General features: G+C 56.4%; 25 protein-coding genes and 1 pseudogene. 18 read left to right on the forward strand and 8 right to left on the reverse strand.

What is annotated here, in order from left to right; all coding sequences use genetic code 11:
• Positions 1 to 76: 76 nt before the first annotated feature.
• A complete protein-coding gene (locus CWM52_RS13815) occupies positions 77 to 316 on the reverse strand; it encodes a DUF1435 domain-containing protein (RefSeq protein ID WP_100684708.1) in 240 nt (79 codons plus the stop codon).
• 264 nt (positions 317 to 580) lie between these two features.
• Here CWM52_RS13815 and CWM52_RS13820 point away from each other — a divergent pair, with 264 nt between their 5' ends.
• Both CWM52_RS13820 and fhuF read left to right on the forward strand, forming a co-directional pair.
• Entirely contained in the window at positions 581 to 1,627 is a 1,047-nt protein-coding gene (locus CWM52_RS13820) for a GGDEF domain-containing protein (RefSeq protein ID WP_100684629.1), read from the forward strand.
• 112 nt (positions 1,628 to 1,739) lie between these two features.
• Positions 1,740 to 2,528, forward strand: a complete 789-nt coding sequence (gene fhuF / locus CWM52_RS13825) for a siderophore-iron reductase FhuF (RefSeq protein WP_100684630.1) — start codon at positions 1,740 to 1,742, stop codon at positions 2,526 to 2,528.
• A gap of 43 nt (positions 2,529 to 2,571) precedes the next feature.
• Here the strand turns inward: fhuF and CWM52_RS13830 are convergent, their stop codons facing one another.
• On the reverse strand, positions 2,572 to 3,915 hold the full coding sequence (locus CWM52_RS13830) for a PTS sugar transporter subunit IIC (RefSeq protein ID WP_100684631.1): 1,344 nt from the start codon (positions 3,913 to 3,915) through the stop codon (positions 2,572 to 2,574).
• A 339-nt stretch (positions 3,916 to 4,254) separates the two neighbouring features.
• On the opposite strand from CWM52_RS13830, the gene CWM52_RS13835 reads away from it, so the two are divergent.
• Positions 4,255 to 4,722 (forward strand): YbaK/EbsC family protein, encoded by a 468-nt coding sequence (locus CWM52_RS13835; RefSeq protein WP_100684632.1) that lies wholly within the window; start codon positions 4,255 to 4,257, stop codon positions 4,720 to 4,722.
• A 7-nt stretch (positions 4,723 to 4,729) separates the two neighbouring features.
• Here the strand turns inward: CWM52_RS13835 and bglJ are convergent, their stop codons facing one another.
• From bglJ to pobA, 4 genes are all read right to left on the reverse strand, one after another.
• Complete coding sequence (bglJ, locus tag CWM52_RS13840; RefSeq protein WP_165785396.1) at positions 4,730 to 5,407, reverse strand: DNA-binding transcriptional activator BglJ; 678 nt, start codon at positions 5,405 to 5,407, stop codon at positions 4,730 to 4,732.
• Positions 5,356 to 6,099: a helix-turn-helix transcriptional regulator gene (locus tag CWM52_RS13845; RefSeq protein ID WP_100684633.1), complete on the reverse strand. Its 744-nt coding sequence runs from the start codon at positions 6,097 to 6,099 to the stop codon at positions 5,356 to 5,358. Before CWM52_RS13845 ends, bglJ begins: the two co-directional genes overlap by 52 nt.
• Before the next feature lie 259 nt (positions 6,100 to 6,358).
• On the reverse strand, positions 6,359 to 7,228 hold the full coding sequence (locus tag CWM52_RS13850) for a helix-turn-helix domain-containing protein (protein WP_100684634.1): 870 nt from the start codon (positions 7,226 to 7,228) through the stop codon (positions 6,359 to 6,361).
• A 22-nt stretch (positions 7,229 to 7,250) separates the two neighbouring features.
• Positions 7,251 to 8,435, reverse strand: a complete 1,185-nt coding sequence (pobA, locus tag CWM52_RS13855; RefSeq protein ID WP_100684635.1) for a 4-hydroxybenzoate 3-monooxygenase — start codon at positions 8,433 to 8,435, stop codon at positions 7,251 to 7,253.
• A gap of 286 nt (positions 8,436 to 8,721) precedes the next feature.
• On the opposite strand from pobA, the gene CWM52_RS13860 reads away from it, so the two are divergent.
• From CWM52_RS13860 to opgB, 6 genes are all read left to right on the forward strand, one after another.
• Positions 8,722 to 9,498 carry a threonine/serine ThrE exporter family protein gene (locus CWM52_RS13860; protein ID WP_100684636.1) on the forward strand — a complete coding sequence of 259 codons (777 nt, stop codon included), beginning with the start codon at positions 8,722 to 8,724 and terminating at the stop codon, positions 9,496 to 9,498.
• Positions 9,489 to 9,962, forward strand: coding sequence for a threonine/serine exporter (locus CWM52_RS13865; RefSeq protein ID WP_100684637.1), 474 nt, complete (start codon positions 9,489 to 9,491; stop codon positions 9,960 to 9,962). Before CWM52_RS13860 ends, CWM52_RS13865 begins: the two co-directional genes overlap by 10 nt.
• Before the next feature lie 181 nt (positions 9,963 to 10,143).
• Positions 10,144 to 10,683 carry a primosomal protein DnaT gene (gene dnaT, locus CWM52_RS13870; RefSeq protein WP_100684638.1) on the forward strand — a complete coding sequence of 180 codons (540 nt, stop codon included), beginning with the start codon at positions 10,144 to 10,146 and terminating at the stop codon, positions 10,681 to 10,683.
• A gap of 2 nt (positions 10,684 to 10,685) precedes the next feature.
• Positions 10,686 to 11,423, forward strand: a complete 738-nt coding sequence (gene dnaC, locus CWM52_RS13875) for a DNA replication protein DnaC (RefSeq protein ID WP_015585195.1) — start codon at positions 10,686 to 10,688, stop codon at positions 11,421 to 11,423.
• A gap of 65 nt (positions 11,424 to 11,488) precedes the next feature.
• Entirely contained in the window at positions 11,489 to 11,980 is a 492-nt protein-coding gene (locus tag CWM52_RS13880; RefSeq protein ID WP_100684639.1) for a DUF2501 domain-containing protein, read from the forward strand.
• A gap of 256 nt (positions 11,981 to 12,236) precedes the next feature.
• Complete coding sequence (opgB, locus tag CWM52_RS13885; RefSeq protein WP_100684640.1) at positions 12,237 to 14,528, forward strand: phosphatidylglycerol--membrane-oligosaccharide glycerophosphotransferase; 2,292 nt, start codon at positions 12,237 to 12,239, stop codon at positions 14,526 to 14,528.
• A 41-nt stretch (positions 14,529 to 14,569) separates the two neighbouring features.
• On the opposite strand, the gene CWM52_RS13890 is transcribed toward opgB, so the two are convergent.
• Positions 14,570 to 15,403 carry a GNAT family N-acetyltransferase gene (locus CWM52_RS13890; protein WP_100684641.1) on the reverse strand — a complete coding sequence of 278 codons (834 nt, stop codon included), beginning with the start codon at positions 15,401 to 15,403 and terminating at the stop codon, positions 14,570 to 14,572.
• Positions 15,404 to 15,435: 32 nt separating this feature from the next.
• Here CWM52_RS13890 and CWM52_RS13895 point away from each other — a divergent pair, with 32 nt between their 5' ends.
• A complete protein-coding gene (locus CWM52_RS13895; protein WP_100684642.1) occupies positions 15,436 to 15,969 on the forward strand; it encodes a GNAT family N-acetyltransferase in 534 nt (177 codons plus the stop codon).
• A gap of 160 nt (positions 15,970 to 16,129) precedes the next feature.
• Here the strand turns inward: CWM52_RS13895 and hpaR are convergent, their stop codons facing one another.
• Positions 16,130 to 16,621 carry a homoprotocatechuate degradation operon regulator HpaR gene (gene hpaR, locus CWM52_RS13900; RefSeq protein ID WP_100684643.1) on the reverse strand — a complete coding sequence of 164 codons (492 nt, stop codon included), beginning with the start codon at positions 16,619 to 16,621 and terminating at the stop codon, positions 16,130 to 16,132.
• Between the two features lie 290 nt (positions 16,622 to 16,911).
• Here hpaR and CWM52_RS26820 point away from each other — a divergent pair.
• The 8 genes and pseudogenes from CWM52_RS26820 to hpaA all read left to right on the forward strand — a co-directional run bounded on the left by CWM52_RS26820 (position 16,912) and on the right by hpaA (position 25,256).
• A pseudogene (locus CWM52_RS26820) lies at positions 16,912 to 18,305 on the forward strand (fumarylacetoacetate hydrolase family protein).
• Complete coding sequence (gene hpaE / locus CWM52_RS13920) at positions 18,302 to 19,768, forward strand: 5-carboxymethyl-2-hydroxymuconate semialdehyde dehydrogenase (protein ID WP_100684646.1); 1,467 nt, start codon at positions 18,302 to 18,304, stop codon at positions 19,766 to 19,768. The pseudogene CWM52_RS26820 and the gene hpaE overlap by 4 nt, the downstream one beginning before the upstream one ends.
• 71 nt (positions 19,769 to 19,839) lie before the next feature.
• Positions 19,840 to 20,697: a 3,4-dihydroxyphenylacetate 2,3-dioxygenase gene (gene hpaD / locus CWM52_RS13925; RefSeq protein WP_100684647.1), complete on the forward strand. Its 858-nt coding sequence runs from the start codon at positions 19,840 to 19,842 to the stop codon at positions 20,695 to 20,697.
• A gap of 9 nt (positions 20,698 to 20,706) precedes the next feature.
• Positions 20,707 to 21,087, forward strand: coding sequence for a 5-carboxymethyl-2-hydroxymuconate Delta-isomerase (locus CWM52_RS13930; protein ID WP_100684648.1), 381 nt, complete (start codon positions 20,707 to 20,709; stop codon positions 21,085 to 21,087).
• A gap of 276 nt (positions 21,088 to 21,363) precedes the next feature.
• Positions 21,364 to 22,167 (forward strand): 2-oxo-hept-4-ene-1,7-dioate hydratase, encoded by an 804-nt coding sequence (hpaH, locus tag CWM52_RS13935; protein WP_100684649.1) that lies wholly within the window; start codon positions 21,364 to 21,366, stop codon positions 22,165 to 22,167.
• 11 nt (positions 22,168 to 22,178) lie between these two features.
• Positions 22,179 to 22,976 carry a 4-hydroxy-2-oxoheptanedioate aldolase gene (gene hpaI / locus CWM52_RS13940; RefSeq protein WP_100684650.1) on the forward strand — a complete coding sequence of 266 codons (798 nt, stop codon included), beginning with the start codon at positions 22,179 to 22,181 and terminating at the stop codon, positions 22,974 to 22,976.
• A gap of 21 nt (positions 22,977 to 22,997) precedes the next feature.
• Positions 22,998 to 24,356: a 4-hydroxyphenylacetate permease gene (gene hpaX, locus CWM52_RS13945; RefSeq protein WP_100684651.1), complete on the forward strand. Its 1,359-nt coding sequence runs from the start codon at positions 22,998 to 23,000 to the stop codon at positions 24,354 to 24,356.
• Between the two features lie 9 nt (positions 24,357 to 24,365).
• Entirely contained in the window at positions 24,366 to 25,256 is an 891-nt protein-coding gene (hpaA, locus tag CWM52_RS13950) for a 4-hydroxyphenylacetate catabolism regulatory protein HpaA (RefSeq protein WP_100684652.1), read from the forward strand.
• The last annotated feature ends 495 nt before the right edge of the window (positions 25,257 to 25,751 follow it).

Raw genomic sequence — 25,751 nt, forward strand, 5'->3', positions numbered from 1 at the left:
CTTCAGGTGTTAGTGTCCTTAGGATGTGGGGGTTCGAGTCCCCCCCCTCGCACCAATATTCTTACCCTTCTCTGTATTATCCTGTCAGCTTCAAATTCAACGCCATTAGCATAATCCCACTAATTAATGCCACACATGACGGTAACAGGACGAAATGCCGCAAGCGCCGATGCCAGATCATCAATGCCGACATCAATAGCCCGACCGTGACCAGCCCACGCCAGGCTTCTACCGACAGACCAGCCCCTCCCAGTACAGCCACCAGTATGCCTGGAAGCAGCACTGCCCATCCACTGCCCAAAGCTCGCTGCAACATGTTTCCACCTATCCAATCGATAATGATAACCAATATCATATGATAGCTTTTATCATTTGTCATGCTTTTGCCCGTCAGGATATTCCGTTCTTTACGTTCGACCTGATGACATAGATTGGTGAAGGTGATAAATTAAGCGAGGCATACTAATGCATTAAAATATTTGACTATTTCGCAAAAAGCGCACTGCGTGCAGTGTTTTTTATCGTTCATTTTTGGCAGCCATCATTTTGAAATTTAATGACTAATAACGACAAGCCCAATATGACTGCGCAATCCTGGCAAAAGCATTATGACAAAAAATATCAATATTCATTACGGCTCTTCTTGCTGCTGAATTTTATTTCAGCGGTTTTATCACTAGTCAGTCCGCTCTATACCCCCGTCAGCTACACCCTTCCCTGCATGCTGATCGTTATTCTCAGCGCTACCCTGGCGCTATGGCACTGGAAGTTTTCACAGCACAAAATAAATATTTTGTTTATTTCTCTGATATTTGGCGTGCTGTGGGCGTCGCATATAACAGAAAAAGCCTTGTCACTGCCAGAGCCCCATTTTAACTTTCTGGTCATTGCGTTATTAAGCATATTGTTTATTGGCGCTATCGCATTCCCCAATAATGTCATTGCCTTTACCCTGCATTCTGTCCCCACGTTTATCGCCTGTCTGTTCCTTGCCGAAAGCGAACAGTGGTTACGGATGCTGTATTGCCTCACGCTCCCCATTGCCGGCATTACGTTGCAGGGCATCATGCAAAAACGCAACGATGCTTTCACCCAGGGGCTGATGGATAAACTCCTGCGCGAACGTAACACCCTGAACGATCTGAGTATGCTGGACCCGCTCACCGGCTTATATAACCGGCGCGGCCTGCAGAATCGTCTGGATACCCTTCTGTCGGTGAGTGACAGCGGGCATCATGTGCTGCTGCTGGATATTGACCACTTTAAAGCCTACAACGATCACTACGGCCATATGATGGGCGATCAGGCATTGATTCAGGTCTCCGCAGCCATTCGCAATGCCGTGCGATCGCGCGATATCGTCGCGCGCTTTGGTGGTGAAGAGTTTATGGTGCTGTTAACAAACTGTACGCCGGAAGCGGCTTTGCTGGCCGCAGAGCGTATCCGCCAGCAGGTCTACGATTTGAAAATTCCCCATATGTTTAATGAAAGCGTCGCCACCAATGTCACCATCAGTATTGGCATGACCCCCCTGCTGGAGACCGATATCGATGGTGCCCTGAAAAGAGCCGATACGGCGCTCTACGAAGCAAAAGGCCAGGGACGCAACATTATCCTTGCCAGTTAATCTCACCGCCGTGTGCTGCTGAGCCCACGGCGCAGACAAATTTCTTGCCATCGCCCGGGCAACTAACTAGTATCACTAATCATTATCATTTAGATTCATATCTGGCGATTTGATGGCTTACCGTTCTCCTTCATTCAGCAACGACATCATCTGGCAGGCTCCGTTGCCGCCAGCCGAAGATGCGTTGGCGAAGGCGATTCGGGAAAAAATCACCGCCCTTCGCCCCCATCTGCTGGATTTTCTTCGTCTGGATGAAGAGGCCCCGCCCTGTGCCTTGACGCTCGCTGAATGGTCAGCGCCCACGGTACTCAGCTCCCTGCTGGCAACCTGGTCCGATCATATCTATCGCCACCAGCCAACGATGCCGCGTGAACAAAAGCCGCTGCTTTCGCTCTGGGCACAATGGTACATCGGCCTGCTGGTGCCACCGCTGATGCTGGCACTGCTCAGTGAAGAGACCGCCATCAGTGTCGCGCCGGAGCGTTTTCGCGTTGAATTTCACGAAACGGGTCGCGCGGCCTGTTTCTGGATCGAGGTCAGTGCGGACGACTGCGCCAGAACCCATTCGCCGCAAACCCGTATGGAAACGCTGGTGACCAACGCGCTGCAGCCGGTAGTGCAGGCGCTGGAAACCACCGGTGATATCAATGGCAAGCTTATCTGGAGCAATACCGGCTATCTGATCAACTGGTATCTGGGGGAAATGAAAGCGCTGCTGGGTGACGAACAGATTGCCACCCTGCGCCAACACTGCTTCTTTGAAAAGCAGTTTGCTGATGGCCAGGACAATCCGCTGTGGCGAACGGTCATTTTACGCGAAGGATTGCTGGTGCGGCGCACCTGCTGTCAACGTCATCGCCTGCCCGACGTTCATCAGTGCGGGGACTGCACGCTGAAATAGCGCCGTTCACCGCGGGCGGCATTCAGGCCGCCCGCCGGTTATCTTATGCCGTCTGTCGGTTCTCTTCCGCCATGCGCTCCGCCTCTTCAGCCTCCTGCGCCAGCAGCTGTTTCTCGTACACCTTAAAGAACGGGAAGTAGATAATCGCAGAGACACAGGCCAGAATAACCACCAGGATGGCTGCCCGGAAATCCCAGCCCAACGCCCATGCGCCGCCAATCGGCGCCGGAGCCGTCCACGGTACCACTGAAATCACTCGCCCAATCAGATCCATCTTCATCGCCGCCCAGGCCAGTACTGCGTTAACCATCGGCGCCAGCAGGAACGGAATAAAGAACACCGGGTTCATGACGATAGGCGTGCCGAAAATAACCGGCTCGTTAATGTTAAACAGGCTTGGCACCACGCTCAGTCGACCGATTGAACGCAGATGCGCCGACCGGCTACGCAGGTAGCAGAAGACCAGGCCCATTGTGGCGCCAGATCCCCCGATAACAATAAAGAAGGTCCAGAACGCCTCCATAAAGATATGCGGCAGCGGCGCGCCCTGAGCCAGCGCCTGCTGGTTCATCCCCAGGTTGGTCAGCCAGAACATTTGCAGCATGCCAGACACAATCGCCGCGCCGTGGATCCCGGCGAACCACAGCAGATGGCCGATCAGCACCGCCAGTAAAATCGCCGGCAGCGAGTCCGCCGCCGATACCAGGGGTTTAAAGATGGCCATGATGGCCTGCGGAATAAGCATGTCAAAATGGTGCTGAATAAACAGACTGAGCGGATAGAGCGTCACCACCACCATCAGCACCGGAATGAGCAGATCAAAGGAGTTTTTGATCATTGGCGGCACCTGATCCGGCAGGCGAATACCGATATTGTGCGCCTTCAGGAAACGCATCATTTCAACGCAGTACACTGCCACCAGAATCGCCGTAAAAATCCCCGTGCCGCCAAGGCTATCGACCGGCAGGGTGCCGTTCGTTTTTGGCGCCGCCACCAGCAGAAAAGCCATAATGGACAACATGCTGCACATAAAGGGATCGAGCTGGTTGCTCTTCTCATAATGCTTGCCGAGGTTATAAGAGATCGCGGCACAAATGTAGATAGACATAATGTCCATCGTCATATCGAACGGCGTCAGAATGCGCCCTTCAAACTCTTTCGCCAAATCCAGCCAGGCGCGCGCAAACCCCCAGGTAGTATCTGGCGAAAACGGCGGATAGGCAAAGACCAGCAGGAATGACCCGACAATCATAAACGGCATCGCCGAGATGAAACCGTCACGGATAGCCATCACGTGGCGCTGCGACGAGATTCGCCCGGCGACAGGGCTTATATAATTTTCTACAAAGCGAAATATCAGATTAAACGCGGCATGGTTAGCAGACATAGCAGCCCTCCTGACAGGCTTTAGATACTGGCCCAACAACGATTATTCTGCCGTTGTGATGAAAGATGTTCTGTGAACGGACAACCACGCTGGCTATTCCACTCTCTATACCGTTCAAGTCAGCACGATTCATACGCGGCTCTTTGTTATATGTGATACAGGGAAGTTACCCATCCAGTATTCATCTGAGCGAGCAGAACGGCAACCGGTTACAGTAACCGGTTACGGTGATTGTGAAGAAGATCCAGAAATTGGAATAATTCCTGATTCACCATCGGCAATATTTACACTCCGCCAGGCTTGTGACAGATTAAATCGGTCATTCATCAGGAGATCCCAATGAGCCTGCAGTCCGTGCGGCAGTTTTTTGCCGAACATGCCCCCGATATCGACATCATCGAGTTAAATCAAAGTACGGCCACCGTTGCCCTCGCAGCCGCCGCGCATCATGTCGAACCCGGTCAAATCGCCAAAACCCTTTCGTTAAAAGTGAAAGAACGGGTCGTCCTTGTCGTCGCCAGCGGCAACGCCCGGCTGGATAATAAAAAACTGAAGGATGCATTTGGCGCGAAAGCGCGCATGCTCAGCAGCGACGAGGTCGTGATGTTGACCGGGCATCCGGTGGGCGGCGTGTGCCCGTTCGGGCTGGAAAACCCGCTGGCTATCTACTGTGATATTTCGTTAAAACAGTACCCGGAAGTCTTACCGGCGGCAGGCGCTGTCCATAGCGCAGTACGCATTTCACCCGACAGAATGGCCCAGTTGACCGAAGCCACCTGGATTGATGTTTGCCAGTCGCATTCCTGAAGCACCGCTACGCTATCCCTGCCCCCGCAGCGTCTTTGCCGCACGGTGGCGGGAGATGGATAAGAATATCGGCTGCGCTCAGCAGCCCGAGAGCCGAGCTGATACCCAGCCTGAGCATCGCATTGTACTTGTGCGCACGAATGGTTTTAATATCCCGGTCCAGTTGAACCGCTATCTCTGACAATGAATAGCCGCAGGCTATATAGCGAAGAATCGCCAGCTCTATTGAACTGAGGCGATGCCCGTGGAGCACCTTCCGACGGCAGGGTTCGTCAATCGGCGGCATTTGTTGGGCAAGTAGTCGAAATAACTGTTCCTGCAACGTTTCACGACCGCTGGCTTTATTTAAAACGCCGTGCAAATGAAATGGTACCAGCTGAGTAATTAAGTCGCGCTCCCCTCGACTGTTCGCCATAATAATTCGCAAAACATCCGGATGGGTATAAGCAATCTCCTGAAAGAAAAGTAAACTTTCCAGTCGCGGTTGGCGGTGACCGGAAAGTGAAAAAATAATCGCAGTAACATGTCTGATATTCAATGCTTGCGCCAGCGACTGCACATCTTTAAAAAAATGAACACACGTATTTTCGTTATCACGATCGTTTAAGATAAAACGAAGCGCCGTCTCCGTCATTACGCACTGTTCGACGACAGCAATACGTTGCGCTTCGTTGCGCTTATCCATTCCTGCAGCTCTCCGTGTTCTGAGTATATATTCAACTCTTTCATCCCTTGTTCGCTATTAATCCACGCATACATCTGCGCATTGCCATTCAAAGATAAACGGCGCATGGCGCTATTCTTTTGCGCGCTAATTGTCTTATTGCTTTTTTTCAATAAAGAGGCGATTTGATTAATTTCCCAACCCTTCGCCAGAAGCCGTAAAACTTTGCGCTCAGATAAAGTCAGAATGCTTATCATCTCCGGGCTTATCGACACACGATCGGCGTTCATATTGAGAGAAGTCACTTTCGCATGCGCGGCAGACAAATCATCCGGGCGCCTCGCGCATATCGCTTCACTTAAACGCGCCACCGGTGCCCCGTCGGAAACTAATGTGCTGTCATCGCGGGCTAAAAATATCTGGGCCTCACGATCGCTGACACGCCCGACAATATAAACCCAATGAATGTCTTTATACTGAGCCATTAAAAAACAATAATATTCACAAACTGCCTGAGGCTGGCTGATATCACCGGACAGATCGACAATGACCAGCCGGGCTCGACTCAGTTCGGTTCGCGTGAGCGCCTCCGATGAACGGCAGCAGCTGAATGTATAGTCGGGGAGACATTCACTGGTGATTGTTTTTAAGCCGGCCTGCATAACCGGAATTTTGCTGACGATGATGCCGTGCTGATCATGTCCTGGTAACATAAATCCTCCGTTTTCTGTAGAAGATTCACGTCTGGCATAAAACAGATGGCCCCCTGGCAACCATAATATTATTTTGCCAGGTGAATCTGTGTCACCCCTGGCGAACGTTTCGGCCCTACGCTCTGTACCAAATCTTAGTGTGGGGAATAGCATTGCTGGCCTTAGCAATAAACGACAGTAGCATACATAAAGACCAACAATAAATTAGAAAAAATGAAAGCAGACTTTAGAAACAATTATGCAAATGTATCACATCGGTTTATTTAATTTCATTCCTGAATGTTTTTGGCGACACGCCGCTATAGCGGCGAAAAAACCGCGAAAAATAAGTCGCATCTGAAAACCCTAAATAATCAGAAAGTTGAGTCACAGTCATGGCGGTATATTGCAAATTACGCCGCGCCTCCAGCATCAATCTTTGGTGCAAAACCCCTAAGGCACTGCAGCCATGAAATTCGCGGCACAAATAATTGAGGTGCGTCGGCGACAGCCCAACCTGGCGGGCGTATTCCGCCAGCGGCAGATGTTCGCGGTAATGGCTTTCAATAAGACGAGAAAAATGTCGCATGACGCTGCGCTTTCGTTCCGCTTTTCCTTCGGCGATCGGCGCCGGGAGGCACTGGCGGTTTAGCCAAACCAACAGCGCTCCTAAGAGCGAGTGCAGCATCATCTCCCGGGCGTCCAGTTCTTCGCAATACTCTTCCCGTAATGCCGTAAACAGCGCGCGGATATGCCCGCGGGAGCGCTTAACGGGCACACACCGCGGCTGGCCGAGGACATCAAGCTGGCGGCCAAACTGGCGTTCAAAATGGCTGAGCAGCGGCAGCGCCAGCGACAAAACATAACCCTGGGTGCCGGGTGAAAAACGAAACCCATGAATGCACAACGCCGGCACCACCTGAATACAGGATTCCGTCATCACGGTGGTTGTCCCTTCAATTTCGATCTCCGCCCTGCCTTTATGTAAATAGAGCAGCTGCACCAGCTCCGCATGCTGATGCATACGGATATGCCACTCATACAGGCTGCTGCGCTGCAAAATCGACTCGCAGTGCAGAAGATCGGGCGTCGGCCAGTCGCGCTCTTCGCCATACAATTTAAAAACGGGAACGGTATTGGTGGCCTGCATAACAACTCCGGCTGTTGATCCCCTACGCCACGCGCTCCATGGGCAAGCCCACATAGTTTTCCGCTATGGTGGTCAGCCCGGCGCGCGATCCGAGGTAATAGCGGCGGTCCGCCGCCTGCATTTTTTTATCGAACTCGCTCTGCTGCGGAAAATCATGCAACAGGCGAGTCATGAACCAACTAAACCGCTCCCCTTTCCACACCCGATCCAGGGCAAAACGAGAGTAGCTCGCCAGCAGATCGGTGCGGCCGCGGTGATAGTATTCCCGCAGAATGCGCCACAAATAGTTCACATCGGAAGCGGCCAGGTTCAGCCCTTTGGCTCCGGTCGGCGGCACGATATGCGCCGCATCGCCCACCAGAAACAGCCGCCCGTACTGCATCGGTTCCACCACGTAACTGCGCAGCGGCGCAATGCTTTTCTCAAGTGAGTGACCAGTTACTAACTTGCCAGACAGCTCATCCGGCAGGCGGCGCTTCAGCTCATCCCAGAAGCGTTCGTCCGACCATGCCTCAACCTTTTCGCTCAGCGGGACCTGCAAATAGTAGCGACTTCTTGTTAGTGAGCGCTGACTACATAAAACAAATCCCCGCTCATGGTGAGCATAAATCAGCTCCGGATTGACCGGCGGCGTGTCCGACAACAGCCCCAGCCAGCCAAACGGCCAGACGCTTTCATACTCTTTAAGAATGTCGCGCGGGATGCTTTGTCGCGAGACACCATGAAAACCATCGCAACCGGCGATAAAATCACATTCCAGACGGCAGGTTTCCCCACCGCTGACAAAGGAGACTGACGGCCGGTCGCTCTTCGCATCATGAATCATCACGTCGCTGACACCATAAATAGCCGGCGCTCCGCATTCAGCACGGGCCGCCATTAAATCCCGGGTGACCTCGGTCTGACCGTATACCATCACGCTTTTTCCGCCGGTCAACTCCGTCAGCGCAACCGGTACCCGCTGCCCCTCAAATAAAAACTCAACCCCATGATGCACCAGCCCCTCCGCATCCATGCGCTGCGCAGCTCCCGCTTCCCGCAGTAGTTCGACGGTACCGCTTTCCAGAATCCCCGCCCGAATGCGCCCCAGCACATATTCCGGCGTTTGCCGTTCGAGAATAACGGTGTTGATCCCGGCACGATGCAACAGTTGCCCCAGCAGCAGCCCGGAAGGGCCAGCCCCGATAATCGCGACCTGTGTTTTCATAGGATTGCCTCATGCTCGATGGTTAATTATTTGTTTATTTTTTGTTTAATAAAAGTACTCTCCTGCATTTTTGATAACCCGGACGGGAAAAAGAAGGCAAAAATCCGTATAAAAAATGCACTTTCCAACAGTTTTTAGAAAGTGTGGTGGAGTTCAAATTCTGTTCCGGCCGCCCGCGGCGACTTTTTGCACATTGTTTGATCCGCTCCCCCTCAGAGAAAGCGCGGGTTCAGGTTAAAGTAGCAACAGACACGACGGCATCGGATGTAACGAACAGCGGGTACTTATGCAAGCAGATCGGGCAGTGCAGCGCACAATTACGCGACTATGTATTCAGTGTGGACTTTTCTTATTACAGCATGGCGCAGAGAGCGCGCTGGTTGAGGAGCTCTCGACGCGTCTGGGGCGGGCGCTCGGCATGGATAGCGTTGAAAGCGCCATCTCCTCGAATGCGATCGTGCTCACGACGATTAAAGACGGCGAATGCCTGACTTCTACGCGTAAAAACGTCGATCGCGGCATCAACATGCACGTGGTGACGGAAGTACAGCATATTGTGATTATGGCCGAGCATAAGCTGCTGGATTATAAAGATGTGGAGAAGCGCTTTACGCAGATTAAGCCGCTGCGCTATCCGCGCTGGCTGGTCGTTCTGATGGTGGGACTCTCCTGCGCCTGTTTCTGCAAGCTCAACCAGGGCGGCTGGGACGGGGCGCTGGTCACCTTCTGCGCCAGCACTATCGCCATGTATATTCGCCAGCTCCTGACCCATCGCTCGATGCATCCGCAGATTAACTTCTGCCTCACCGCCTTTGTCGCCACCACCATCTCCGGGCTGATGCTGCGCCTTCCCGCCTTTACCCACACCTCAACGGTGGCGATGGCCGCCAGCGTGCTGCTGCTGGTTCCCGGCTTCCCTCTGATTAACGCCGTTGCGGATATGTTCAAGGGGCATATCAATACCGGCCTGGCGCGCTGGGCGCTGGCCAGCCTGCTGACGCTGGCCACCTGCATTGGCGTGGTGATGGCAATGACCATGTGGGGGCTACGCGGATGGGCATAATCTCGTATCTGTTCGCTCTGCTTCAGGATATGGCGCTGTCGGCCATTCCGGCCGCCGGGTTCGCCATGGTGTTTAACGTACCGCAGCGCGCGCTGCGCTGGTGTGCGCTGCTGGGCGCAATCGGCCACGGTTCGCGTATGGTGATGATGAGCGCAGGGTTCAATATTGAATGGGCGACGTTCCTCGCCGCTCTGCTGGTTGGCTGCATTGGTATTCAATGGTCCCGCTGGTATCTGGCGCATCCAAAAATTTTCACCGTCGCGGCCGTGATCCCGATGTTCCCCGGTATTTCCGCCTATACGGCGATGATCTCGGCGGTAAAAATCAGCCATTTCGGCTACTCGGAAGAGATGATGATCATGCTGCTGAGTAATTTTCTCAAGGCCTCCTCCATCGTTGGCGCCCTCTCTATCGGTCTTTCCATTCCGGGTCTCTGGCTGTACCGTAAGCGCCCGCGGGTATAGCAGGGATTTGGCCGGACGCTGTGCTACTATAGCCAATGGATTTCAGTTTGCTTGATTGCGACAGCCCGAGACGCTGCGCTGATGCCAGCGCGCCCTCAGTCAGCACAAAAGCGCCTGAAAGACGACAGGTATCCGGGGGCGGTGACCCCTCTCTATAGTTGTTCAGAATTGAGATAGTGTTATGTCTTCGCGAATATTAACCACCGATTTTAGCGGCCTGGATGATTTTATTCAGGACCACGCGGCCGTTCTCGCCAAATCGGCCAGCGGCGCGGTTGCCGTTTTTGCCAACAACGCCCCAGCGTTCTACGCGCTCACGCCAGAACGTCTGGCGCAGTTGCTTGAACTGGAAGCAAAACTGGCTCGCCCCGGCAGCGATGTTGCGCTCGATACGCAGTTTTTCGACGAACCCAGCGCAGCGCCAACCGCTATCCCCGTGGGGAAATTCGCCATGTATGCCGACTGGCAGCCGGACGCTGATTTCCAGCGCATGGCCGCGCTGTGGGGCATCGCCCTCAGCCAGCCGGTGACGCCGGAAGAGCTGGCGGCATTTGTCACCTACTGGCAGGCGGAAGGCAAAGTCTTTCATCATGTGCAATGGCAGCAAAAGCTGGCGCGCAGCGTACAGATCGGCCGGGCCAGCAACGGCGGCCAACCGCGGCGCGATGTGAATACGGTCAGCGAACCGGATAGCCATATTCCACGAGGTTTCAGAGGATGAGCATGAAAAACGTTGGCGACCTGATGAAGCGTCTGCAAAAAATGATGCCAGCCCATGTCGAACCGGCGTTTAAAACCGGCGAAGAGCTGCTGGCCTGGCAAAAAGAGCAGGGCAAATTGCGTTCTGAAGCGCTGGAGCGCGAAAACCGCGCCATGAAAATGCAGCGAACGTTTAACCGCTCCGGCATCCGCCCGCTGCATCAGAACTGTTCATTTGAAAATTACCGGGTCGAGTGCGAAGGCCAGATGAACGCGCTGTCCAGGGCGCGCCAGTACGTTGAAGAGTTTGATGGCAACATCGCCAGTTTTATCTTTTCCGGCAAACCCGGCACCGGCAAAAACCACCTGGCTGCCGCCATTTGCAACGAGCTGCTGCTCCGCGGAAAATCGGTATTGATCATCACCGTCGCCGATATTATGTCGGCGATGAAAGAGACCTTTGGCAATCGGGAAACCAGCGAAGAACAGCTTCTTAACGATCTGAGCAAGGTCGATCTGCTGGTGATCGATGAGATCGGGATGCAGACGGAGTCACGCTACGAGAAAGTGATCATCAACCAGATAGTCGATCGCCGCTCCTCCTCAAAGCGCCCGACCGGGATGCTGACTAACAGCAACATGGACGAGATGAACAAGCTGCTCGGCGAGCGCGTCATGGATCGTATGCGTCTTGGCAACAGCCTGTGGGTTATCTTCAACTGGGATAGCTATCGTCATCGGGTCACCGGCAAAGAGTATTGAGATATTTCCGAACCCAGCCGGGGTTATACTGCAGAAATACGTAAGTAACCATGATGAGTACACCGATGAAATCTGCAAAACGCTTATTCCGTACCACCTTGATTGCCGGCGTTTTTTTTGCCGCCGGTGCCCACGCCGCCTCCTGGCAGGACTCCCTGTCCAGCGCCGCCAGTCAGCTTAGCCAGAGCGGCTCTCATGAAAGCGGCGCCCTGTCGATATCTTCACTGACCGGCCTGCTGAGCGGCGGCACTCAGTCCCTGAGCGCCAGCAGCATGAACAATGCCGCCGGGATTATGTCCTACTGTGCCAAACAAAAGCTGGCCTCGGTCACCAACACGGAAAACGTCAAAAACCAGGTTCTGGATAAACTCGGCCTCAGCACCCCGGAAAAACAAAAAGAGGACACCAGCTATCTGGAAGGGTTGCAGGGCCTTCTGAGCAATAATAGCGGTCAGCAGCTGAACCTCAACACCCTCGGCAGCAGCCCGCTGGCGGAGAAAGTGAAAACCAAAGCCTGCGATCTGGTCTTAAAACAGGGCCTTAACTTCCTCTCCTGATTCTCTCACTGACGCCGCGTTTAACGCCTTAGCGCGTTCAACGCGGTTCCAGCCATGATTTTCGTCATTTTTCACCGCACAATCCGCGTTGTTCAGCGATGTGATACTGCTCAAAAATGACGATTTCTAAACCAATTCTGAACTACTGCACAGTTTAATGACTCTACAATTGCAGCTATATGACACTGCAATTACAGTGTAGCGTGAAAAATAGTCTATCCTGCCAGCGGTCAACTGGCGCTAATGAGGATGAATTGTGTCAGAGTTGTTATCCATCGCCTTGTTCCTCACCTCGGTGGTGATTTATGCCTTAAAAGCCGGTCGTAATACCTGGTGGTTTGCCGCCACGTTAACGGTGCTGGGGCTGTTTGTGGTTCTTAATATTACCCTTTATGCCAGCGACTACTTCACCGGGGACGGAATTAACGACGCGGTCCTCTACACGTTGACCAACAGCCTGACCGGGGCTGGCGTCAGTAAATATATTCTTCCCGGCATCGGGCTGGTGGCAGCGCTGGCGGCCGTATTCAGCGCGCTGGGATGGGTGCTGCGCCGTCGTCGCCACCATCCTCATCACTTCGGCTACAGCCTGCTGGCGCTGGTTCTGGCGCTGGCCTCCGTCGATGCCAGCCCGGCGTTTCGTCAAATCAGCGAGCTGGTCAAATCGCAGTCCCGCGATGGCGATCCCGATTTTATCGCCTACTACAAAGAACCGGCGAAGAGCATTCCGCACCCGAAGCTGAACCTGGTCTATATCTACGGGGAAAGCCTTGAACGCACCTGGTTCGATAACAATGCCTTTCCCGACCTGACGCCTGAACTCGGCAAGCTGAAAAACGAAGGCCTCGATTTCAGCCATACCGCCCAGTTGCCGGGTACCGATTACACCATCGCCGGCATGGTGGCTTCCCAGTGCGGCATTCCGCTGTTTGCGCCGTTTGAAGGCAATGCCTCCGCCTCGGTCTCCAGCTTCTTCCCGCAGAATATCTGTCTCGGCGATATTCTGAAAAATTCCGGCTATGAAAACTATTTCGTGCAGGGCGCCAACCTGCGTTTCGCTGGCAAAGATGTGTTTCTGAAATCACACGGTTTTGACTACCTGTACGGCGCTGAAGAGCTGAAAACCACGGTCGCCGACCCCGCTTACCGCAATGACTGGGGCTTCTACGACGACACGGTTCTGGATGAAACCTGGAAAAAATTCGTAGCGCTTTCTCAATCCGGTAAACGCTTTTCGCTCTTTGCGCTGACGGTCGACACCCACCATCCTGACGGCTTTATCTCCCGTACCTGCCAGCGTAAAAGCTATGATATCGACGGGAAAAAGAACCTCTCTTTTAGCGCGGTCACCTGTAGTCAGGAGCATATCGCGGCATTAATTGAGAAAATCAAAGCATCGCCGTATTTCAAAAATACGGTCATCGTGGTCTCTTCCGACCATCTGGCGATGAAAAACACCGCCTGGGATTATCTCAACAAGCAGGATCGCAGCAACCTGTTCTTTATCCTGCGCGGCGACCAGCCGCAGCAGGAGACGCTGGCCGTGAAGCGCAATACCATGGACAACGGCGCCACGGTGCTGGACATCCTTGGCGGCGATAACTTTATCGGTCTGGGACGCAGCAGCCTCTCCGGGCAATCGCTGTCCGGTATTTTCATGAATATGAAAGAGAAAGTGCTGGCGTGGAAACCGGATATCATCCGCCTGTGGAACTTCCCGAAAGAGATGAAAAACTTCACTATCGACAGCCAGAAGAACACCATCGCCTTCTCCGGCAGCCATTTCCGCTTACCTCTGCTGCTGCGGGTATCCGATAAACGCGTTGAGCCGCTGCCGGAGAGCGAATATTCCGCCCCGCTGCGCTTCCAGCTGGCCGATTTTGCCCCACGGGACAACTTCGTGTGGATCGATCGCTGCTACAAAATGGGCCAGCTGTGGTCCACTGAGCTGGCGCTCTCCACCGACTGGTGCGTTTCCCAGGGCCAGCTCGGCGGCGAACAAAAGGTGCAACATGTTGATAAGCCCAGGTGGCAGGGAAAAACGGCGTTTAAAGATACCGTTATCGATATGCCGCGCTACAAAGGCAACGTCGATACCCTGAAGATCGTCGATAACGATATTCGTTACAAAGCCGACAGCTTCGTCTTCAACGTTGCCGGCGCGCCGGAAGAGGTCAGGCAGTTCAGCGGGATCTCGCGCCCGGAATCGTGGGGCCGCTGGTCCAACGCCCAGCTCGGCAGCGAGGTGAAGATTGAATATAAAGAACCGCTACCGGAAAAATTCGATCTGGTGATTACCGCCAAAGCCTACGGGCCGAACGCCAATAAACCGATCCCGGTTCGCGTGGGCGACAGTGAGCACATTCTCACCCTGGCCAACGAGGTCTCCACCACCACGCTGCATTTCGATAACCCGGCGCGCAGCGATACGTTGATTATCGTCCCGCCGGATCCGCAGTCCACCAACGAAGGGAATATCCTTGGTCACGCGCCGCGCCAGCTGGGAATCGGCATGGTGGATCTGAAAGTGGTAAAAAGCGACGGTTAACGCTGCCGCCCCGGCGCGTGGCCTGAGCCGGGGCGTATCCGCTAGCATTCGGCAGGTGGTAAGCGGCTGAACTCCACGCACATCTCATACTGTTTCAGCATCAGGGGCGCATACCCCGCCGCGCTAAACAGCGGCGTAAATGATTCGGGAATGATCACCGAAGTACTCAGGCCAGGGAACTGGCGGGCCAGCGCCCTCAGCATCTCATGCGCCAGCCCGCGGCCGCGGACAGAGGGCTCAACCCACAAAAACTGTAGCTGCGGCGTGGAGGTTAAGGTTGCCAGCACCGCAAAAGCCTGCTGGTTTAGCGTAAGCGCCCGGCAGGGCAGAGTGGCGAAGGTGAGCGGGTCCATCAGCCACGGCAGACGACCGTTTACCTCCGCTGCGGACCTGCGCAACAGGGGCAGCACATCGCTCTCATCCAGCACCGCCGCGGCATCCTCTGCCCGGCTACTGACAAATCCGCACAGCCCATGATGTACTACAAAGCCTAAAGACTGGTACAGCGCCACCGCGGCATAGTTTTCGCGGATCACCTCCAGCCACATCCGCCGCACGCCCTGTTCCCGTAACGAGGCCATGAGCGGGATCATCAGCCGACGGCCGATGCCTTTTCCACGCCAGGCCGGACGCACCGCAAAGGCCGCCAGCCTCGCCTCATCGCCACGCCGGGCCACGATGGCGATGGCCGCTGGCGTCTCGCCGTCAAGCCAGACGCAGGAGTCGAGCAGGCTCAGTCCTTCAGAGCCAAAGCGCTGAACGAACGCCGTCACCGGCAGCGAAACCGGCACCAGATAATCTTCAAAACAGTCGTTGAGAATCGAGCTTAACTGCTCGCTGCTAAAACTGATGGCGGAGACGGCTATCAATGCCATGCATTTCTCCCGAAGATTGCTATGCTGAAGCGATGAAAAATAACACTATAACCGCCGCAACGACTTTTCGCCTGGCCACGCAGAGCGATATCCCCGGTCTGCCCGCAATCGAACGCTCGGCGGCCCAGGCGTTTCGCCTCATTCCGCACCTCGCCTGGCTGGCAGAAAGTCCGACGATCGACCTCCGGCAACATCGCCTCTCTGTTGAGGACGGCCACAGTCTGGTCGCCGTCGCCGACGGACAGCTCGCCGGCTTCCTGCTGACCGAAGCGCTGGATGACGCGCTGTTTATCGTCGAGATTTCCGTTCACCAGGCGTGGCAAGGCCAGGGCATCGGCCGGGCGATGATGGCGAAGATCATTGACCATGCCCGCCGTGCGGCGTATCCGGCGGTGACCCTCACCACCTTCCGCGATGTCCCCTGGAATGCGCCGTTTTACAGCCGCCTGGGGTTTCGTATGCTCAATGAACAAGCGCTGCCAGCAGGTCTGGCGGCAAAGCGACAGCAGGAAACTGCCCACGGACTGGCGCCAGAGACGCGCTGCGCCATGCGCCTGACGCTGTAAACCGTCTCCTGTCAGGGCTGCGATGAACAGGATAGCGGCTGACGCCTTATCGAGAAAACCCGCCCTCCCGTAGCCCCGGTAAGCGTAGCGCCACCGGGGAAATCCCCGCTCTCCCGTAGCCCCGGTAAGCGTATCGCCACCGGGGGCCTACCTCCCGCGCTTATCGCGCCGGCCCATACCCGGACGACGCGCCGATCGACTCTTCCTCATCACTGTCATCACTGCGCCCGGCGTCCTGACGGTTGCCGAGCGCGATAAACTCTTCCAGCAGCGCGGTCAACTGCTGCATCTTTTCGCTGGTAAACTGCGCTTCAATCAGGCGATACGCCTCTTCCACCTGCGCCTGCGCGCTTTGATACAGCGTATAGCCCGCCGACGTCAGCGAAATATACAGCTTGCGCTGATCGTTGACCGGCTTGAGGCGCAACACCAGACCATCGCGCTCCATACGGGTCAAAATACCGGTCAGACTGGGGCGCAGGATGCAGGCGCGGAACGCCAGATCGTGAAAATCCATCGACGGATTTTCCGCGAGAATGCGCACAATGCGCCACTGCTGCTCGGTGAGATTATGGCGTTTAACGATCGGCCGGAAATGGCCCATCGCCACTTCCCGCGCCTGTAACAACGCAATGGTTAACGAATCATGCATCACATACCCTCGACATCGCACTTTTATGTTTATTAATAAGTTAATAATTAGCGCCTATCCTGCCATGACGCAACCGGTTTCTGCACCTGAAAAGTACCAGCCGGAACAATAAAAAAACATTAATACACTGATTAATAACATATAAATATTTTAACTGTAAATTTATTGTTAATCAGATCACAAAACATTCACTTCTGTTTGCCAAACCTCGCCACAAAGAATAAAAGATGATCATTAACATATTAATGAATATTCCTTAGCATCCGACATCAGTACCAGAGGAGTGGTGAATGAAAGGTACCATCTTCGCCGTTGCGCTCAACCATCGCAGCCAGCTTGACGCCTGGCGCGACGCGTTCCAACAGGCCCCTTACAAAACGCCGCCGAAGACCGCGGTCTGGTTTATCAAACCCCGCAATACCGTTATCGGTGCGGGCGAGGCGATTCCCTACCCGCAGGGCGAAAGCGTACAAAGCGGCGCAACCGTCGCGCTGATTGTCGGCAAAACCGCGCGTAAGGTTTCCGCCGACAACGCCGCCTCTTTTATCGCCGGCTATGCGCTGGCCAATGACGTCAGCCTGCCGGAAGAGAGCTTCTACCGCCCGGCGATTAAGGCCAAATGCCGAGATGGTTTCTGCCCCGTCGGCGCTCTCGCCCCGGTGCATAGCGTGGACAATCTGACCATCATCACTGAAATCAACGGCCGCGAAGCCGACAGCTGGAATACCGGCGATCTCCAGCGCAATGCCGCCGAACTGTTAAGCGCGCTGAGCGAGTTTGCCACCCTGAATCCCGGCGATGCCATTCTGATCGGCACCCCTCACGCTCGCGTCACGCTGCAACCCGGCGATCGCGTGCGGATCCTCGCCGAAGGTTTCCCGGCGCTGGAAAACCCGGTTGTTGCAGAAGGAGAGCTGGCATGAAACAGGCACGTATTGAATGGCAAGGCGCCCGCTACGACGTACAGATCGACGAACGCGACCAGGTTCGCCTCGCCGATGGCACCCTGCTTAAAGCCGGTGACTTTCGCTGGCTGCCTCCCGCCGACGGCACCCTGTTCGCGCTGGGTCTGAACTATGCCGACCACGCCAGCGAGCTGGAATTTAAGCCGCCGGAAGAGCCGCTGGTCTTTATCAAAGCGCCGAACACCTTTATCGGTCATGAACAAGAGTCGGTACGCCCGGACAACGTGGAGTACATGCATTACGAAGCCGAACTGGTGGTGGTGATCGGCAAAACCGCGCGCCGCGTCGCCGAAGCCGATGCCATGGACTATGTTGCCGGCTACACCGTCTGCAACGACTACGCCATCCGCGACTATCTGGAAAACTACTATCGCCCCAACCTGCGGGTCAAAAGCCGCGACACGCTGACGCCGATCGGCCCGTGGATCGTCGCTAAAGAGACGATCCCGGATCCGCACAACCTGGCGCTGCGCACCTGGGTCAACGGCGAACTGCGCCAGCAGGGCACCACCGCCGATCTGATCTTCAGCATTCCGTTCCTGATCGCTTACCTCTGCGAATTTATGACCTTGCAGCCGGGCGACATGATCGCCACCGGCACGCCGAAGGGGCTGTCGGACGTGGTGCCAGGCGATGAAGTGATCGTCGAAGTCGAAGGCGTCGGCCGCCTGGTCAACCGCATCATCAGCCAGCAAGCGTATGAGGAGAAGCTGTCATGAAAAAAATTAACCATTGGATCAACGGCAAAAACGTCGCAGGCGCCGAGTATTTCCATACCACCAATCCGGCCAGCGGCGAAGTGCTGGCGGAAGTCGCCTCCGGCGGCGAAGCCGAAGTGAATCAGGCCGTTGCCGCGGCGAAAGAGGCGTTCCCGAAATGGGCTAACCTGCCGATGAAAGAGCGCGCGCGCCTGATGCGTCGGCTGGGCGATCTGATCGATCGAAACGTCCCGGAGATCGCGGCGATGGAAACCGCCGATACCGGCCTGCCTATTCATCAGACCAAAAATGTGCTGATCCCGCGCGCTTCGCACAACTTCGAGTTTTTCGCCGAAGTGTGCCAGCAGATGAACGGCAAGACCTATCCGGTTGACGACAAGATGCTCAACTACACCCTCGTGCAGCCGGTCGGCGTGTGCGCGCTGGTGTCGCCGTGGAACGTGCCGTTCATGACCGCCACCTGGAAGGTCGCGCCGTGCCTGGCGCTGGGCAACACCGCGGTGCTGAAGATGTCTGAGCTGTCGCCGCTGACCGCCGATCGTCTGGGCGAGCTGGCGCTGGAAGCGGGTATTCCTGCTGGCGTACTCAACGTGGTGCAGGGCTACGGCGCCAGCGCCGGCGATGCCCTGGTGCGTCATCACGATGTCCGCGCGGTGTCGTTTACCGGCGGTACCGCCACCGGGCGCAACATCATGAAAAATGCCGGCCTGAAGAAGTATTCCATGGAGCTGGGCGGCAAATCGCCGGTGCTGATTTTTGAAGATGCCGATATCGAGCGCGCGCTGGATGCTGCCCTGTTCACCATCTTCTCAATCAACGGCGAACGCTGCACCGCCGGGTCGCGCATCTTCATTCAGCAGAGCATCTCTGCGGAATTCGTAAAACGCTTTGCCGAACGCGCCAACCGCCTGCGCGTCGGCGATCCGACCGATCCGACTACCCAGGTCGGGGCGCTGATTAGCCAACAGCACTGGGAAAAAGTCTCTGGCTATATTCGCCTCGGGATCGAAGAAGGCGCCACCCTGCTGGCCGGTGGCCCGGACAAACCGTCCGATCTGCCTGCGCATCTGCAAGGCGGCAACTTCCTGCGTCCGACGGTGCTGGCGGACGTCGATAACCGCATGCGCGTCGCGCAGGAAGAGATTTTTGGCCCGGTGGCCTGCCTGCTGCCGTTTAAAGACGAAGCGGAAGGGCTGCGCCTGGCGAACGACATCGAATATGGCCTGGCGTCTTACATCTGGACCCAGGACATCAGCAAAGTTCTGCGTCTGGCGCGCGGTATCGAAGCCGGCATGGTGTTCGTCAATACCCAGAACGTCCGCGACCTGCGCCAGCCGTTTGGCGGCGTGAAAGCCTCCGGCACCGGCCGTGAAGGCGGCGAGTACAGCTTTGAAGTGTTCGCTGAAATGAAAAACGTCTGTATTTCCATGGGTGACCATCCGATCCCGAAATGGGGCGTATAACCGTCATCCGTCGAGCCGCGCCCTGGCGGGCTGCGGCTCACACTATTCAGGTTATGTAAGGAGAACACCGCATGGGCAAATTAGCGTTAGCCGCCAAAATCACTCACGTGCCGTCAATGTATCTCTCTGAACTACCGGGGAAAAATCATGGCTGCCGTCAGTCTGCCATCGACGGCCATAAAGAAATTGGCCGGCGCTGCCGTGAAATGGGCGTCGATACCATTATCGTTTTCGATACCCACTGGCTGGTCAACAGCGCCTACCACATTAACTGCGCCGACCATTTTAAAGGCGTCTATACCAGCAACGAACTGCCACACTTTATCCGCGACATGACCTACGACTACGACGGCAACCCGGAGTTGGGTCAGCTGATTGCCGACGAAGCGGTCAAACTGGGCGTGCGGGCGAAAGCGCACAACATCCCCAGCCTGAAGCTGGAGTACGGCACGCTGGTGCCGATGCGCTACATGAACAGCGACAAGCATTTCAAAGTGGTGTCGATTTCCGCGTTCTGCACCGTTCACGATTTTGCCGACAGCCGCAAACTGGGCGAAGCCATCGTCAAAGCCATTGAAAAATATGACGGTACCGTGGCGGTCTTCGCCAGCGGCTCGCTGTCGCACCGCTTTATCGATGACCAGCGCGCCGAAGAGGGGATGAACAGCTACACCCGCGAGTTTGACCATCAGATGGATGAACGCGTGGTGAAGCTGTGGCGTGAAGGCAAATTCAAAGAGTTCTGCACCATGCTGCCGGAGTACGCCGACTACTGCTATGGCGAAGGCAATATGCACGACACGGTGATGCTGCTCGGCGTGCTCGGCTGGGACAAATACGAGGGCAAGGTGGAGTTTATTACCGATCTGTTCGCCAGTTCCGGCACCGGCCAGGTGAACGCCGTGTTCCCGCTTCCGGCCCAGGCGTAAGGAGCCACTATGCCGCATTTTATCGCTGAGTGTACCGATAACATCCGCGAACAGGCTGATTTACCCGCCCTGTTCGCCCAGGTCAATCAGGCACTGGCCGCCACCGGCATCTTCCCGATGGGTGGCATCCGCAGCCGCGCCATCTGGCTGGACACCTGGCAGATGGCCGACGGCAAGCAGGATTACGCCTTCGTGCATATGACGCTGAAGATCGGCAGCGGGCGGAGTCTGGCGAGCCGTGAAGAGGTGGGCGAAATGCTGTTCGGGCTGATTAAAAGCCACTTCGCCGCGCTGATGGAGAGCCGCTATCTGGCGCTGTCATTTGAGATTGAAGAACTGCACCCGACGCTGAACTACAAACAAAACAACGTCCACGCCTTGTTTAAATAACGCGCCTTTTCGCCCGGTGGCGCTGCGCTTACCGGGCCTACAAAAGACAAACCGATGCCGAACCGCCTGCCGGGCCGACAACGACCAGCACAACGCAGCAACCGTAAGCCGGGTAAGCGCAGCGCCACCGGGTCGACGACGGCAGAACAATGCACCAACCGTAGGCCGGATAAGCCCGATAACGCCCGGCACAATGCACCAACCGTAGGCCGGGTAAGCGCGGCGCCACCCGGCGCCGCGACAACGCGACACCGAACAAGGTAACAGGAAGCCACTATGCTCGATAAACAAACCCGCACCCAGATCGCCCAGCGACTGAATCAGGCCGAAAAACAACGTGAACAGATCCGCGCGATCTCGCTGGACTATCCGTCGATCACCATTGAGGACGCCTACGCCGTCCAGCGCGAATGGGTCGCGATGAAGATCGCCGAAGGGCGGGTGCTGAAAGGCCATAAGATCGGCCTGACGTCAAAAGCAATGCAGGCCAGTTCACAAATCAGCGAGCCGGACTACGGCGCGCTGCTCGATGATATGTTTTTTCACGATGGCAGCGACATTCCGACCGACCGTTTTATCGTGCCGCGCATTGAAGTCGAGCTGGCTTTCGTGCTGGCGAAACCGCTGCGTGGCCCGAACTGCACCTTGTTCGACGTCTATAACGCCACTGACTATGTGATCCCGGCGCTGGAGCTGATCGACGCCCGCTGCCACAACATCGATCCGCAAACCCAGCGCCCGCGCAAAGTCTTCGACACCATCTCCGATAACGCCGCCAACGCCGGGGTGATCCTCGGCGGGCGACCGATTAAACCCGACGAGCTGGATCTGCGTTGGATCTCCGCCCTGCTGTACCGCAACGGGGTGATCGAAGAGACCGGCGTTGCCGCCGGGGTGCTCAACCATCCGGCAAACGGCGTCGCCTGGCTGGCAAATAAGCTGGCGCCATACGATGTCCAGCTGGAAGCCGGGCAAATAATCCTCGGCGGCTCGTTTACCCGCCCGGTCGCGGCGCGTAAGGGTGACACCTTCCACGTCGATTACGGCAACATGGGCGCAATCAGCTGCCGCTTTGTATAAGGGGAAAGATAATGCATAACACGTTTAAAGAGGCGCTGCGGGCCGGGCGCCCGCAAATCGGCCTGTGGCTGGGGCTGTGCAGCAGCTACAGCGCCGAACTGCTGGCCGGCGCCGGGTTTGACTGGCTGCTGATCGACGGCGAACACGCGCCGAATAATGTACAAACGGTGCTGACCCAACTGCAGGCGATCGCCCCCTACCCCAGCCAACCGGTGGTTCGCCCGTCGTGGAATGACCCGGTGCAGATTAAGCAACTGCTGGATATCGGCGCACAGACGTTACTGGTGCCGATGGTGCAAAACGCCGATGAAGCGCGGCTGGCGGTGAAAGCTACCCGCTATCCGCCAGCCGGTATTCGCGGCGTCGGCAGCGCCCTGGCGCGCGCTTCTCGCTGGAACCGCGTTGCGGATTATATCCATCAGGCCAACGATGCCATGTGCGTGCTGGTGCAGATTGAAACCCGCGAGGCGTTGAAAAATCTGCCGCAGATCCTCGCAGTAGAAGGCGTCGACGGCGTGTTTATCGGCCCGGCGGATCTGAGCGCGGATATGGGCTTCGGCGGCAATCCGCAGCATCCTGAGGTGCAGGCGGCTATTGAAAGCGCCATCGTCCTGATTCGCGAGGCGGGTAAAGCCCCGGGCATTCTGATGGCCAATGAACAGCTGGCGAAACGCTACCTCGAACTGGGTGCGCTGTTTGTCGCCGTCGGCGTCGACACCACCCTGCTGGCCCGCAGCGCAGAAGCGCTGGCGGCACGCTTTACCGACGCAATCCCCACCACCACTGATAACAATAAATCCGTCTACTGAACGGAGAATGTGGAGCGCATCATGACGACCTCTACCCTGCAACATAATGAAAATAAAGTCGTTGAAGTAGAAAACCGGGTGATCAAAAAGCTGTTCCGCCGCCTCATCACCTTCCTGTTCGTGCTGTTCGTTTTCTCGTTTCTGGATCGCATTAATATTGGTTTCGCCGGGCTGACGATGGGTAAAGATCTCGGTCTGACCTCCACCATGTTTGGTCTGGCGGCGACGCTGTTTTACGTCACCTACGTGCTGTGCGGGATCCCCAGCAATATCATGCTGGCGAAGGTCGGCGCCCGCCGCTGGATCGCCGGGATCATGGTGGTGTGGGGGATCGCGTCAACCTGTACGATGTTTGCCACCAACCCGCATACGCTGTATATCCTGCGCATGCTGGTCGGTATCGCTGAAGCCGGCTTCCTGCCCGGGATCCTGGTCTACCTGACCTGGTGGTTCCCGGCCTATCACCGCGCCCGCGCCAACGCCCTGTTTATGATAGCGATGCCGGTGACCATGATGCTTGGCTCCATCCTCTCCGGCTATATTCTGGCGCTTGACGGCCTGTGGAACCTGAAGGGCTGGCAGTGGCTGTTCCTGCTCGAAGGGCTGCCGTCGGTGGTGCTCGGCGTGGTCACCTGGTTCTTCCTCAACGATACCCCGGATCAGGCCAGCTGGCTGGACAAGGAGGAGAAGCAGGCGCTGAAAACGATGATTGAACGCGAGCGCGAAAACGCCACCGTCCTCCCGACCTCCGGACGCTCTACCCTGCGGGAAGTGCTGACGCCGGCGGTGCTGATGTACACGCTCGCCTACTTCTGTCTGACCAATACCCTGAGCGCGATTAATATCTGGACTCCGCAGATCCTGCAAAGCTTCAACACCGGCAGTAGCAACATTGTGATTGGGATGCTGGCGGCGATTCCGCAGTTCTGTACGATTTTCGGCATGATCTGGTGGAGCCGGCGATCCGACCGACGAAAAGAACGCAAGATGCATACCATCCTGCCCTATCTGTTCGCCGCCGCCGGGTGGCTGCTGGCCTCCGCCACCCACCATGCGCTGATCCAGTTGCTCGGCATCATCATGGCTTCCGTGGGCTCTTTTACCGCGATGGCGATTTTCTGGACCACCCCGGATCGGGTGATCAGTCTGCAATCGCGGGCGGTGGCGCTGGCGGTGATCAACGCTATCGGCAACATCGGATCCGCCGTCAGCCCACTGCTGATCGGTATTCTGCGTGATACCACCGGCAGCTTTAGCTCCGGGCTGTGGTTTGTCGCCGGACTGCTGATCGTCGGCGCGCTGGTGCTGACCCGAATTCCGATGAGTGCGCGGGAAGACGCCGCCGCAGAGGCAGGACTCGCCGCCCAGAAGAGCCATTAAGGAGTGCCCATGTGTCAGCCCTCAATCACCAATATCGATATCAACAAAGATTACGATGAGAGTCTGGGGACCGAGGATGTGCACTATCAGTCGTTTGCCCGCATGGCGGCCTTTTTTGGCCGCGACATGCAGGCGCATCGACACGACCAGTATTTTCAGATGCACTTTCTCGATACCGGACAGATTGAACTGCAGCTCGACGATCACCGCTACTCGGTGCAGGCGCCGCTGTTTGTCCTGACGCCGCCGTCGGTGCCGCACGCTTTTATCACCGAGTCCGACAGCGACGGGCACGTACTGACCGTACGCGAAGAGCTGATCTGGCCGCTGCTGGAGGTCCTCTATCCCGGGACACGAGAAGCGTTCGGGCTGCCGGGGATCTGTCTGTCGCTGGCGGATAAACCCGATGAGCTGGCGGCGCTGGCGCACTACTGGCAGCTGATCACACGCGAATCGACCGCCCGACTACCGGGGCGCGAGCATACCCTGGTGCTACTGGCGCAGGCGGTGTTCACTCTGCTTTTGCGTAATGCCAGGCTCGACGACCAGGCCGCCAGCGGGATGCGCGGCGAGCTAAAGCTGTTTCAGCGCTTTAACCAGATGATCGACAGCCACTACCACCAGCACTGGGCGGTACCGGACTATGCCAGCGAGTTACACGTTACCGAATCACGGCTGACCGACATCTGCCGCCGCTTTGCCAACCGGCCGCCGAAGCGGCTGATCTTCGACCGCCAGCTGCGCGAGGCCAAACGGCTACTGCTGTTTTCCGACAGCGCGGTCAATGAGATAGCCTGGCAATTAGGGTTTAAAGATCCGGCCTATTTTGCGCGATTTTTTAGTCGCCTGGTCGGCTGCTCGCCGAGCAGCTACCGTGCGCAAAAAGTACCGGTGTCTTAATTCCCCCGCTGGCGCTGCGCTTAGCGGGGCTACAGTCCGTAGGGCGGGTAAGCGCAGCGCCAGCGGGTACGGTCCGCAGGGCGGGTAAGCGCAGCGCCAGCGGGGCTACGGCCCACAGGGCGGGTAAACGGCAGCGCCAGCGGGTACGGTCCGCAGGGCGGGTAAGCGCTGCGCCAGCGGGTACGGTCCGTAGGGCGGGTAAGCGCAGCGCCAGCGGGCATGGTCCGTAGGGCGGGTAAGCGTAGCGCCACCCGCCGAAAAACCGGCAGTCGAGCCCGCCCAGCGTAGCCGCGCCGGGAAAAAGACGGGCCTGGGCAGCGAAAACACCACCTCGATCACAGAACCACACTCCCCCTGAAAAGTACCTGTCGTTGTCGCAAACGTCCCTTCACGAATAGCGCAATAACCGCTTCAATTGAACAACAAAAACAAAACATAAATTTAACATTAATACCCGAAATCATGCGCCGGCAGCCACCCGACAGGCAGCCCGAA

It is taken from the genome of Raoultella sp. T31 (assembly GCF_002806725.1).
GTDB lineage: Bacteria > Pseudomonadota > Gammaproteobacteria > Enterobacterales > Enterobacteriaceae > Klebsiella > Klebsiella electrica.